Source organism: Cyanobium sp. T1G-Tous (assembly GCF_024345455.1).
Lineage (GTDB): Bacteria > Cyanobacteriota > Cyanobacteriia > PCC-6307 > Cyanobiaceae > Cyanobium_A.
In genome coordinates, this window is the sequence record NZ_JAGQBD010000005.1 from 74,347 (window position 1) to 86,047 (window position 11,701).

The following is an 11,701-nucleotide window of genomic DNA, read 5'->3' on the forward strand; positions in this document are numbered from 1 at the left end:
CCTCTGTTTAGCGTTGTATCGAGCTCGTCGGCGGGCTTCCTTCCGAACTTTCCCAGCATGACCGTTGCCCCCAAACCCACGATCGGAGAATTGGAAGCTGGTTACTCCGGCTGCTGCAAGGCCCTACGGCTACTGATCCGGGAAGGGCGCAGTTTGGAGGCGATCAAGCGCACCGTGGCCTGGGACCGACTCAGCCTGCTCCACTCCTGCCTACCCACCCGTTACAAGGCACCCGACTATCTCTACGCCCTGCTCAAACGCGAGGTAACCGAATCGGTGTGAATCCTTGGCGGTGTGAACCCTTCGTGCTTGTCGACTTGACGCTTCCCGTCTAAAGCGGGGGAATGGCATCCAGCCGCTGCTCCACCAGCGGCCCTTTTTATGGCCCATCACCAAATTTTGATTGTCGGCGGCGGCGCCGCCGGCATCACCGCCGCCGCCCAGCTGAAACGGGCCCGTCCGGCCCTTGCGGTAACGATTCTCGAGCCCTCCAGCGATCACTACTACCAACCGGGCTGGACCCTGGTGGGTGCAGGTGTGTTCAGCCTTGAGGAGACTCGTCGCTCTGAGGCAGATCTCATCCCAGCGGGGGTGACCTGGATCCGGGATGCGGTGGCTGGTTTCGATCCGGATCGCAACCTGGTGAGCACAGCCAGCGGCCAGAGCCTCAGCTACGACGTGCTGGTGGTGGCCACCGGCCTGCAGCTCTGCTGGGACAAGATCAAGGGCCTGCCCGAGGCCCTTGGCCAGGGCGGGGTGTGCAGCAACTACAGCCAGCACCACGCCGCCTACACCTGGGACACTCTCCAGGCCTTCAAGGGCGGCCAGGGGGCCGACGGCAACGCCGTGTTTACTTGTGCGCCGATGCCGATCAAGTGTCCTGGGGCGCCCCAGAAGATCGCCTATCTGGCTGCCGATGTTGTTGCCAAGAAGCGACTAACGGCAAAGGTGATCTATGCCACCGCCACGCCTGGCATCTTCGGAGTGCCCGTATATGCCGCACCGCTACGGGAGGTGGTGAAGCGCAAGGGTATTGATGCCCGCTACAACCACGTGCTTACGGAGGTGCGTCCCCAGAGTCGGGAGGCGGTGTTCACGGTGAGTGAGGGAGACACCAGCCGCGAAGAAGTGATCGGTTACGGGATGCTGCACGTGACGCCGCCGATGGCTGCCCCCCAGGTGGTGGCAGATAGCCCGCTGGCAGCGGTGAGCGGCTTCGTCGAGGTCGACAAGTTCAGCCTGCAGCACACCCGCTACGCCAATGTGTTTTCGCTCGGCGATGTCAGTGGCATGCCGAACTCCAAGACGGCCGCGGCGGTGCGTGGCCAGGCGCCGGTGCTGGTGGCCAACCTGCTTGCCCTGCTCGATGGCCAGCCCTTAGCGGCGGCCTACGACGGCTATAGCTGCTGCCCCTTGATCACCGGCTATGGCAAGGCGATCATGGCTGAGTTCAACTATGAGCAGCAGCCGGTCCCCTCCTTCCCGCTCGACCCGACTAAGGAGCGCTGGAGCATGTGGTGGATCAAGCGCAAGCTGTTGCCGGGGCTTTATTGGAATCGCATGCTCACCGGTGCCCAGCACGAGCGGCGTTTTATCCCCGGGCTGAAGGGCTCAGCCGTGTAGCCGTCGCCCTTCACGCAACATCTCTGAGGGGCGAATGCCGTAGGTGTTGTGGAAGTCGCGGCTGAAGGCGGAGAGGTTGCTGAAGCCCAGTCTTGAGGAGATGCCGGCAACGCTGTCGCTCGGCGAGGGGTTGAGCAGGTGCTGCCGGGCCAGGCCAAGGCGCTGGCGGCGGATCCATTGGATTGGTCCGCAACCGAAGCGTTGGCTGAAGGCGAGCTGCAGGTTGCGTCTCGAATAGCCACTGCGCTGCTCCAGCTGCGTGAGGTTGATTGGTGATTGCAGATTCGCCCCAATCCACTCCAGCAGTTCTTCGAAGATCAGTTCCCTGCAAAGCCCCTCGTCCTTCCGGCGGCCCTGCAAGTCCTGCTTTTCTAGTTGAGGGCAGAGGGCCAGGGCCAGGATGCGATAGATGAGGTCGTCGATCTGCAGCGCCGCCAGATCGCCATGGGCTTGCAGCTCCGGCGCATCCAGCAGGGCAAAGGCCCGGCGCATGGTGATCAGCAGTGTGGCCTGCCGGCCCTCGGTCATTGAGAGCACCTGGGGACGCTGCAGATCGGGGGCAAAGCGTCGACCGGATAACCCCATGCCGCCGATGGCAGCTGCCGTGTCCTGCAATCGCTGTAGGTCTACGTGCAGCACTAGACCGTTGTAGTGCCCAGTGGTGTAGTTGTAAGAGAAACCAGGGTTGAAGTAGAGGGGTGCTTCAGCGTGAATGTGGAAGGTGTTTCCATCCACTTCGTAGGAAGACTCCCCCCGGTAGCAGATGTTGATTGCGCCTATGCCGGGGTTATCACCGATGCAGCCATGAATAGGACTTGTATATCCAGAGGTGAGAGTGAGGTCTCCAGCCACGGCTGTGCTGGCCCGGTGCCGAAACGGGTTCAGCAAGGGGTTGCGAGGGGCAAAATCCTCTACAGGAAAGTGCTGGGCCAGCTTGGTAGCTAGGGCCTGGGGATCCAAATCCACCACCGCTTGCTGGTCGTGGAACACCAGGGGGAACTGGGAGACAGGATCCAAGCCAGACCAGATCAATGCTCAGACCCTAATGAAACCCGGCTGCGGTGCCAGCACCTGGGAAGCAGTATTAATCCTTAGTGATTTAGTGCTCAGCTCTGCTTCGGGAGGTTTAGCAGGGTGTCCTTGCTGTCCTTGAGATCCTTCCAGATGCGGCGGATTTCGGCGTAGGCCTCCTCCTGACTCACCTTGCCATTGCTTTGCAGGCCCACCACCAGTCCGACCCTCTCGGCAAATGATTCGAGGTTTTGGTGAAACATCAAACGCTGGGGAGTCCAATCAGAGCCCCGGTAGGTGGAATGGGGCTCCATGGGCGAGATCAGGCCGTTGGCCTCGGCTCTCGGATCGGATGGGGTGGGCCGGGGCCCCGCACTGGACATTGGTGTCTGCTGAACTCATGTCAATTTAGAAGGATCTGATTAAGGAGTGTTGAAGGGCGCTTCGGTGTCGTCAGGAGCACCGGCGGCATCAGGTCGGCGGCCGCAACATGCCAAATCATCCGATCTGCGCTCTCATGGATCAGTCCACGGGTGGTAGGTGGCTACAGGTAGTGATGTGTCTGCTGATCCAGGCCAGCATCGTTGCCGGTGGCCAACTCTTGATCCGCTGGCAGGCTCCTGATCTGACCCCAACGTGCTGCGCCCCACCCCTGGTGCTCTGAATTCCCACCTGCTGGAGGAGCGGCCTGCCAATTTGCCGGTCCACCTCTACGTCTCTGGAGGGCGGCACCGCAGTTGCTTCAGCGCCGTTTTGTTTGAGCCAGACGGCCTCCGGCTGATATCCCTGCACAACCCTGCCGAACTTTTGCCTCTGCAAGCGCTCGGCTATCCCATTTGGCTGAGGGTGATGGGCCTGGGCGATCCAGGGGCAGTTGAGGCCATGCTCGACATAGTCCAAGTGCCTCGCATGTTGCTGCCTCCCCTACTGGAGGTGCCTCAGCGTTCGCGGGTTGATGGTCTCGGGGAAGCCGTGATCGTGGTGCTGCACCGGCTCAGCTTTGCGCGTGATCCATTGCACCTGCTCAGTTCCCAGGTGGGTCTGCTACTACTGCCCAACCTGCTGGTCACCTTTGAGGAGGCTCCGGCGGGGGAGTCGTTTCCGGAGCTCACCGCCTGGCTGGAATCCAGGGTCGGTGCGGTGGAACATCGCGACCTCGATGACATTCTCCACTTCCTGGTGGATGAGTTGCTCGATGCCCTTTTCCCCATGCTTGAGCAGATCGCCAATCGCCTCGACGATTTGGAAGAAGCTGCCTTACGGGACCCTAAGCCGAAGTTATTGGCCCGGGCTTTTGTGCATCGCAGCAACCTGCGCACGATTCGCAACCAGGTCTGGCCCCTGCGCCACCAGATCCGGGTGCTGCTGCGCCAAAGGCAGCAGCTACTCGGCGCCGATGCCCTAGTTGGCTTTCAGGAGATGGCCGATCTGGTGGAGTTGCTGTTTGAAAACTGTGAGTTGTTGCGCCATCAATGTGATGCCATCACCCAGGCCTATGCGGCCAGTGTGGGCAACAGGATGAACCAGGTGATGAAAACCCTCACCATCCTCACCAGCATCTTCGCGCCGCTCACCTTCATCGCCGGGATCTATGGCATGAACTTCACCAACATGCCTGAGCTGCGTTGGCATCTTGGCTACTTCTACTGTCTGCTGTTGATGTCAATCGTGGGCGTAATCCAGACCTACTGGCTGTGGCGCCGTGGTTGGTTTGCGGATTGGACGGCACCGCGCTGAAGCCACAACCTGGCCTTAACCCCTCTAAGCCCTGGAATCACCCAGACTTCTGTTGTGGTTGTGACCGTTATGCGCCCTGCCTTGCGCTTTTCCTGGCTCCATCTGGCTCTCCTGTCGCTGTTGCCCTTGGAAGTTGCCCAGGCGGCGACTCCTGCTCCGCTGCGCATCGGCGGTTCCAGCACAGTGTTTCCGGTGATGCAGGCATCTATCCAGGCTTATCAAAAAGCCGGTGCCAATGGCCAGGTGCGCTTTGAGCTCAAGGAAACGGGCACCTCTGCCGGCTTCCGTCAGTTCTGCAGCGGGCAGCTTTACCTGGCTAATGCTTCCCGCCCCATAAGCGCCAAGGAGCTCAAGGCTTGCGCCGCCAAAGGGGTGCGCTTCCTTGAGCTGCCGATTGGTTTTGATGCAATCACGGTGGTGGTCAACCCTAAAAACACCTGGGCCACCCGCATCACCACCCGCGAGCTCTCCCGCCTCTGGAGCCAGGCGGCTGCCGGCAAGGTGACTCGCTGGAGCCAGGTGAACCTGGATTGGCCTGATCGCCCGATTCGGCTTTGCGGCCCTGGCAAGGATTCCGGCACATTCGACTATTTTAATAAGGCTATAAACGGCAATGATAAAAATTCGCGCGCTGATGTTTTTACAAGCGAAAACGACAACGATCTGGTTACCTGTGTAGCTGGTAACCCTGATGCTCTTGGCTACTTTGGCTATGCCTATTTTCAAGCCAACAGCAAGCGTTTAAAGGCCCTCAGCGTTGTGGGTAGTAAGGGTCCTGCATATCCGTCACCGCAGTCGGTTCAGAAGGAGAGTTATGTGCCCCTATCCAGGCCTCTCTTTATTTACGTCAACGATCAGGCACTGCTTAGCCAGCCTGAGCTGCGAAAATTTGTTGCTTACACAATCCAAAATGGTTTGAAGCTGGTCAAGCAGGCGGGATATATCCCCATGCCCTCCAGCACCTACCGCTTGGTGGAAAGCAAGCTCTACCGCCATGTGCTCGGCACGGCTTTTGGCGGCGATTTACCGGTGGGTCTTACCACCGGCCAAGCTCTGCAGCGCAGCTTAGATAGCATCAAAAAACCAGAATTCCGTTGAGTTCCGCATGGTGTTGATGGATCGCTGCCGCGGTTTAGCAAGCGGTGCCTTTGCGCGGGAACTGCTGCAGAAACAGGTCGCCAAGCTGGTCCAACTGCAGACACCAGTGGCATCAGGCGAGGGCAGCGAGCCGCTGCATCAGATGCGGGTAGTAATGCGTCGGCTGCGCACGACATTGGTTCAGTTTGAGCCGGCCCTGCAGCTGCCAGCTGCTGTTAATGATCAGCGCCTTGCCAAATGGGTGCGCCGTTTGGGGATGGCCCGGGATCTAGATGTTTTACGCGAACGCCTCGAAGATGGCTTCCTGCCCCAATTGCCGGCAGCGGAGGTGAAGGCCCTGCGCCCAGTGCTCAGGCAGTTGCGCCGCGAGCGTCAGCTAGCCCACGGCCATGTGGTGGAGGTGTTGCAAAGCCGCTCCTACCTAGAGGGGTTGGGTCAGCTACAGCGTTGGTTGAAGGAGCCCACCTTCACGTCGCTTGGTGAGCAACCGATTTCACAGTGGGTGGTGGAGTGGCAGGGGCCCGCAGTTTCGGGTCTGTTTCTTCACCCGGGTTGGCAGATCAGCAAGGATTCGGTTCAAAAGAATTCTGCTGAAACCGAGCAGTTGCATGAGCTGCGCCGCCAGCTCAAGCAGGTGCGTTATCTGCTGGAGAATCTTGCTCCCTTGCAGGGTGCCGCTACGGAACCCTGGATTAGCCGCTTCAAGCTGGGCCAGGAGCTGCTGGGGGAGTGGAATGATCTGCAGGTGCTGCAAAGCGCCATCCACGACCAGGTGCCAGGACGGTTTGAAGACACCTTGCCCCAACTGGAGTGGCTGCTGGTGCAACATCAACGCCATTGCTGGCTGCAGTGGCGCGAGCTGGTGGATGAGTTGTTGCCCCACCGGCAGCGCCGCCGCCTGCGGTTTGCCCTACTGGCGGAGCCGCGGCCCGCTGGGCCGCGTTCTTGGCTGAGTGTTGGCTTAAGGCGCGTCCTGGGAATTGGTTGATGGGAAGCGGGCACTGAGCCGCAATTCAGCCGCAATTCAGCCGCAATTCAGTCAAATGTGTCCAGGAGCACATTGGCTATGTCGCCTAGTTGCTCGTTTTGGCCTTGCTTCGTAGATAAGTTGCCCTCGACTTCCTTTGTGAAGTCTTTCCTATCGGTGTGAGGACCCGATGAATCTTTCTAAAAAGCTGCTGCTGGCTTTGGCTGGCACTGGCATGATGGCCCCCATGGCCGCTTCTGCTCAAGAGCTGGCTTCGTTGAACGGTGCTGCTGCCGTCAACGAGTACATGCAACAGCAAGACGTTGATCGCTTCCGCGCTTGGGAATCCAAGAACCAAGTCACCAGCGTCACCCAGTTTTCCGACGTCCAGCCCACCGACTGGGCTTACCAGGCTCTGAGCAACCTGGTTGAGAAGTACGGCTGCGTGGCCGGCTACCCCAACGGCACCTACAAAGGCGGCCAGGCCATGACCCGCTACGAAGCGGCTGCCCTGCTTAACGCCTGTCTCGATCGCGTCACTGAAGTGACCGACGAACTGCAGCGCCTGATGGAAGAGTTCAAAGCTGAACTTGCCACTCTTCGCGGCCGCGTCGATGGCCTTGAGAAGAAGGTAGGGGTCTTGGAGGCTCAACAGTTCTCCACCACTACCAAGCTGCGTGGTGAAGTGAGCATGATTATTGGCGGATCTCCCAACTACGACGGTGACGGTTCAACCAAAACCACCTTCAACTACGACGTCCGTCTCAGCTTCGATACCAGCTTCACTGGTAAGGACTTGCTGAGGACCCGCCTGCGTAGTGGCAACTTCCTCGATGATCCTTTCGGCAGCAGCGGCAACGTGTTCAAGCTGGATAAGGCTGAGGAAAATGCTGTTGATGGGGGAAATGCTGTTTCCATCGATCGACTCTTCTATACTTTCCCAGTAGGCAATGAAGTGAAGCTTACGGTCGGCGCACTCGCCCGTAACACCGAGATGCTTACCTTCCTGCCAACTGCTTATAAGTCTGATATCCTCGACTTCTTTAACCTGGCCGGTGCAACGGGTACCTACAACAAAGCCACAGGTGCTGCTGCAGGCTTATCTTGGAAGCAAAAGGTCAAGAAAGGCGACCCCTTTGTTTCCTTTGATGTCAACTGGGTTTCCCAAGATGGTGGCGAAGGAGATGGCTTCGCAAACTCCCAAATTGGTGCCTTTGAGTCAGAAGGTGCACAGAACATTCTGGCCCAGTTGGGTGTTAAAGGCCAGAACTGGGGGGCAGCAGTGGCTTATCGCTACGGCTCCGAAAATGCACGCCTGAGGGATCCCAACAGCCCTTCCAGTGACTTCTTCCGGACAGTAGGTGCTGGTCAGGATAGCAACAGCGTTTCGCTCGCTGGTTTCTGGGAACCGATGGATGCTAAGTGGCTTCCCTCGATCTCCGGTGGCTTTAGCTACACCAACTACACCAGCGGAGATACCCAGCCATCAGCGGACATCTGGTCTTGGATGGTTGGCCTCCAGTGGAAGGATGTGTTTGCCAAGGGCAACAGCGCAGGCTTCGCAGTGGGTTCACCCCTCTACGTGACCAGCAGCTCCGATAATGGTGTTGATCAAACCCCTGGCTACATGTACGAGTTGTTCTACCGCTTCCGTGTCTCTGACAATATCTCCGTCACCCCGGCCGTCTTCTGGATCACTAAAAACTATAACGACGGTAATGCTGGCGAAGGTACTTATGGCGGCGTGATTCAAACCACTTTCCGCTTCTGATCCAACTGGCGTTTATCCAGACACTCCTCACCGCTTTCTCGTAGCTACAACTCACACACCTTCAGCCCCCCAGCAATGGGGGGCTTTTTATTGTTTGCAAAGCTAATTTGCGCCAATCTTGAACCCCCCTTAACCGGGCGATAAAGACTGCTAGCTGTGCGTCTTGCTATTAATGGGTTGACCCTAAAAGTCTTTTTCCATGACCTTCGCCAAGAAGGCCCTGATTGTCGGTACCGTTGCAGCTATCGGTGCTGGCGCAACTTCAGCAATGATTCCTGCGCTTGCCCAGGCCACTATCAATGGCGCCGGGGCAACCTTCCCTGCAGCTTTCTATCAGCGCGCTTTCGCTGGTGTGGCCAACAAGGTGCGTGTCAACTACCAGTCGGTTGGTTCCGGCTCGGGCGTGCGTCAATTCGTAGCCGGTACTGTTGAATTCGGCGCCACCGACGAACCAATCAAAGACAAGGAGGCTGCTAAGGTAAAGCGTGGGGTGATTCAGTTCCCCGCCGTGGGCGGCACCATTGCTATCGCCTTTAACAAGGCAGACTGCAAGAACCTTAAGCTCACTCAGCAGCAAGCCGTCGACATTTTCCTCGGCAAGATCAACACTTGGGATCAGCTCAAGTGTGGTAAGGGCAAGATTACTGTGGCGCACCGTTCCGACGGTTCCGGCACCACCTTTGCGTTCACTAATAGCCTCTCGGCCTTTTCTTCCGAGTGGAAGAGCAAGGTGGGTGAAGGCAAGAGTGTCAAGTGGCCTGTAGGAGTTGGCGGTAAGGGCAACGAAGGCGTTTCTGGTGTGATTCAGAACACCCCCGGTGCAATCGGCTACCTCAACCAGAGTTACGTTAAAGGTGCTATCAGAGCTGCTGCCCTGCAAAACAAGGCCGGCAAGTTCGTCATGCCCACAGAAGAGAGCGGCGCTGCTGCACTGAATAACATTAAGCTAGATTCAATGCTGGCTGGGGAAGAGCCAAATCCATCCGGTGCAAACAGCTACCCGATTTCGACCCTCACCTGGATCTTGGCCTATCGCACCGGTAACGGTGACAAGGCTCCGGCGATCCGTGAGGCGATGTTGTTTCTGCTGAGCCCGAAAGCCCAGGGTCAGGCCTCCAGCCTCGACTTCGTGCCACTTAAAGGCAGTATTCTCTCCGCGTCTAAGAAGGCCGTCGGTCAAATTGGTCGGTGATCGCAGCCTTTCTACTGCGAACGTATTGAAAGCTAAGGCCCCGCAAGGGGCCTTTTTTTGTCTTGCTTTATGGGACGATTTCAAGCCTGCAGGTGCCAGGTATTAGACGTGCGTAAGTTCTTACTTTGGGCCCTTTCACGCAAGGATCACAAGGTAGCAGCTGAGCTCTCTGCTACATACCCCTCAAGGGTGATGAGCTGAAGCCTGCCAAGGCAGCCGTCGCCAAGATTGGCAGTTGAAGTCGAGATCCTCCGGATCTGATCAATAGGCTTAATCTAGGGTCTATTGAGGTCCCCTTCTCTCTTGCTTAGCGTTTGCCTCTTGACTAGGCCCTCAGTTAGCGTAGCTCTTGCCGGCATGCTTGTTGCTGTTGCGACGCTGCCAACTCCCTCGCGGGCGGAGGTGGGAGTTAGCTCCCGATCTATATTGGTTGGCCAGTCGGCTGCTTTTAGTGGGCCGGCGGGCCAGCTTGGCAGTGAGTTTCGCGAAGGTGCCCACCAGGTATTTGATCAGGTGAACGCCCAGGGGGGAGTTCATGGGCGGCAGATTGTGATGGTGTATCGCGATGACCGCTACGAGCCCGAGCTGGCCAAGCGCAACACGGAGCGCTTTATACGCTCCGACAAGGTTTTTGGTTTGTTTGGTTATGTAGGTACGGCTACGGTTAAAGCCTCGTTACCACTGATTAATCAATACCGAGTTCCGTTAGTGGCTCCGCTCACTGGGGCCCAGTTGATCCGCCAACCGGTTAAACCCTTGGTGTTCAATATTCGGGCCAGTTACCATCAAGAAATTGAGGCCACAGTTCGGTATCTGCTCCGCTACGGGCGCCGCTCCATTGCGGTGGTCTATCAAAATGATGCCTTTGGTCGCGATGGTTTAGAGGGAGCCCGCAAAGCCCTTGCGGTTCGGCGCCTACAGCCCGTGGTGGCTGTTACGGTTGAACGTAACTCTGCAGACACGTTTGAGTCAGCTCGACGGGTTGCGCTGGCGCGTCCCGACGCTGTACTTATGGTTTCGTCCTATGGCACCGTAGCTAGTTTCATTACGAATCTGCGCCGCCAAGGTAATAAGGCCCAGGTAATGAATGTGTCGTTTGTAGGAAGTAATGCACTTGCACAGGCACTCCCTCCTGAATTTCGGCATGGTGTGGGCGTTAGCCAGGTGGTGCCATTCCCTTGGAACCCTCGGGTTCCTGTTGTGCGGGATTATCAAAATACAATTCGCCGTAATCGAAGTGATGCACCTTACGGCTTTTCAAGCCTTGAGGGTTATATCTCCGCCACAATGCTCGTTCGTGCACTTCAGGCCGCAGGGCCCAATCTCACCCGTGAGCGTTTTCTAACAGCCATGGAGACCATGGGTCCAGTCGATTTGGGAGGCTTTCCGCTTCGTTTTAGTGCCAAACAGCATCAAGGCAGTGACTTCGTTGAACTCACATTTTTAGTGGGCCGCGACGGCGCCTTTATCCATTGATTGTTATGTATTTTACTCCTGCTTTTGCAATGGTAGCCAACAGAGTTCTCGATGATATCCTGCTCAATACTGGAGTTCTGATACTTTACCTTGGATTTGTCTTTCTAACCTTCGTGGCCTTGCTTTTGGCCCGCTGGGTTAAGGCGCGTGGCAGTATTCAGATTCAAGCAGCATTGCTAAGTCCCATGGGCTCGCTTTATACGCTGACTACCGCTTTTTTGCTGTCTAATGTAATTTTTCAGTATACAAATTTGCGTAGTGCGCTCACGCAGGAAGTGGTAACTATTAATAAGCTTGGTGCCGTTATGTCTGTTCTCCCGGCTGATCAGCGTATTGAGGGAAGAAGGCTTCTTTATGATTATGGCGAGTCAATCGCACGGGATGAAGCGCTGACGATGCGTAATGGTACTCGTAGTGAAGTAACTCAAGAGTCTATTGACCGCCTCAGGGATTTCCTTTCTACCCGGGATGCCTCACCTTCTAAATCGATTGAGGTAACGCCTGAATCGGTGAATTATTTCCGTAAGGCAAGTGATTTCGGTTTTGATCTTATTGATGCTCGCGAACGTCGCCTTTCCCTCGCTGCGCCCCAAGCCTTTCCAGTGCGGCTAGTGCTCGCAATTGGTGTGATGTATCTTGCGCTCGCCTTGTTGTCTTTTTTGGTGCAGAGTGGTGCTTGGACAACTCTTTGGGTGGCTATCATTTTGTTGTTATCTGCTCCCGTGCCGGCTGTTATGTTGTTTGTATATTCAAACCCGATTGCCAGTGGTTTGATCAATATCACAGCCACGCTGGAAGCCGTTTTGGCTCGGAGTCTTTGAAAATG

At 57.0% G+C, this 11,701-nt stretch carries 12 protein-coding genes; 10 read left to right on the forward strand and 2 right to left on the reverse strand.

What is annotated here, in order from left to right:
- Nucleotides 1-57: 57 nt before the first annotated feature.
- Together KBY75_RS05100 and KBY75_RS05105 are read left to right on the forward strand one after the other, a co-directional pair.
- Nucleotides 58-282, forward strand: coding sequence for a DUF3136 domain-containing protein (locus KBY75_RS05100; protein WP_254936440.1), 225 nt, complete (start codon nt 58-60; stop codon nt 280-282).
- Between the two features lie 99 nt (nt 283-381).
- Nucleotides 382-1,623, forward strand: a complete 1,242-nt coding sequence (locus tag KBY75_RS05105; RefSeq protein WP_255023195.1) for an FAD/NAD(P)-binding oxidoreductase — start codon at nt 382-384, stop codon at nt 1,621-1,623.
- Here the strand turns inward: KBY75_RS05105 and KBY75_RS05110 are convergent.
- Both KBY75_RS05110 and KBY75_RS05115 read right to left on the reverse strand, forming a co-directional pair.
- Entirely contained in the window at nt 1,612-2,640 is a 1,029-nt protein-coding gene (locus tag KBY75_RS05110; RefSeq protein WP_255023196.1) for an AraC family transcriptional regulator, read from the reverse strand. The genes KBY75_RS05105 and KBY75_RS05110 overlap by 12 nt on opposite strands.
- A gap of 89 nt (nt 2,641-2,729) precedes the next feature.
- Nucleotides 2,730-3,017 carry a hypothetical protein gene (locus KBY75_RS05115; RefSeq protein WP_255017212.1) on the reverse strand — a complete coding sequence of 96 codons (288 nt, stop codon included), beginning with the start codon at nt 3,015-3,017 and terminating at the stop codon, nt 2,730-2,732.
- Nucleotides 3,018-3,151: 134 nt separating this feature from the next.
- Between KBY75_RS05115 and KBY75_RS05120 the strand changes: the two genes are divergently transcribed.
- From KBY75_RS05120 to KBY75_RS05155, 8 genes are all read left to right on the forward strand, one after another.
- Nucleotides 3,152-3,298, forward strand: a complete 147-nt coding sequence (locus KBY75_RS05120; RefSeq protein WP_255023197.1) for a hypothetical protein — start codon at nt 3,152-3,154, stop codon at nt 3,296-3,298.
- On the forward strand, nt 3,271-4,371 hold the full coding sequence (locus KBY75_RS05125; protein ID WP_255023198.1) for a CorA family divalent cation transporter: 1,101 nt from the start codon (nt 3,271-3,273) through the stop codon (nt 4,369-4,371). Before KBY75_RS05120 ends, KBY75_RS05125 begins: the two co-directional genes overlap by 28 nt.
- An 81-nt stretch (nt 4,372-4,452) precedes the next feature.
- A complete protein-coding gene (locus KBY75_RS05130; protein WP_254936434.1) occupies nt 4,453-5,469 on the forward strand; it encodes a PstS family phosphate ABC transporter substrate-binding protein in 1,017 nt (338 codons plus the stop codon).
- A 7-nt stretch (nt 5,470-5,476) separates the two neighbouring features.
- The gene (locus KBY75_RS05135) at nt 5,477-6,457 is read left to right on the forward strand and encodes a CHAD domain-containing protein (RefSeq protein ID WP_255023199.1); all 981 of its coding nucleotides are present in this window, start codon (nt 5,477-5,479) and stop codon (nt 6,455-6,457) included.
- A 169-nt stretch (nt 6,458-6,626) separates the two neighbouring features.
- A complete protein-coding gene (locus KBY75_RS05140; RefSeq protein ID WP_255023200.1) occupies nt 6,627-8,207 on the forward strand; it encodes an iron uptake porin in 1,581 nt (526 codons plus the stop codon).
- A 199-nt stretch (nt 8,208-8,406) separates the two neighbouring features.
- A complete protein-coding gene (gene pstS, locus KBY75_RS05145; protein ID WP_254936431.1) occupies nt 8,407-9,399 on the forward strand; it encodes a phosphate ABC transporter substrate-binding protein PstS in 993 nt (330 codons plus the stop codon).
- 426 nt (nt 9,400-9,825) lie between these two features.
- Nucleotides 9,826-10,875 carry an ABC transporter substrate-binding protein gene (locus tag KBY75_RS05150; RefSeq protein ID WP_255023201.1) on the forward strand — a complete coding sequence of 350 codons (1,050 nt, stop codon included), beginning with the start codon at nt 9,826-9,828 and terminating at the stop codon, nt 10,873-10,875.
- 5 nt (nt 10,876-10,880) lie between these two features.
- Complete coding sequence (locus tag KBY75_RS05155) at nt 10,881-11,696, forward strand: DUF4239 domain-containing protein (RefSeq protein ID WP_254936429.1); 816 nt, start codon at nt 10,881-10,883, stop codon at nt 11,694-11,696.
- Nucleotides 11,697-11,701: the final 5 nt, after the last annotated feature.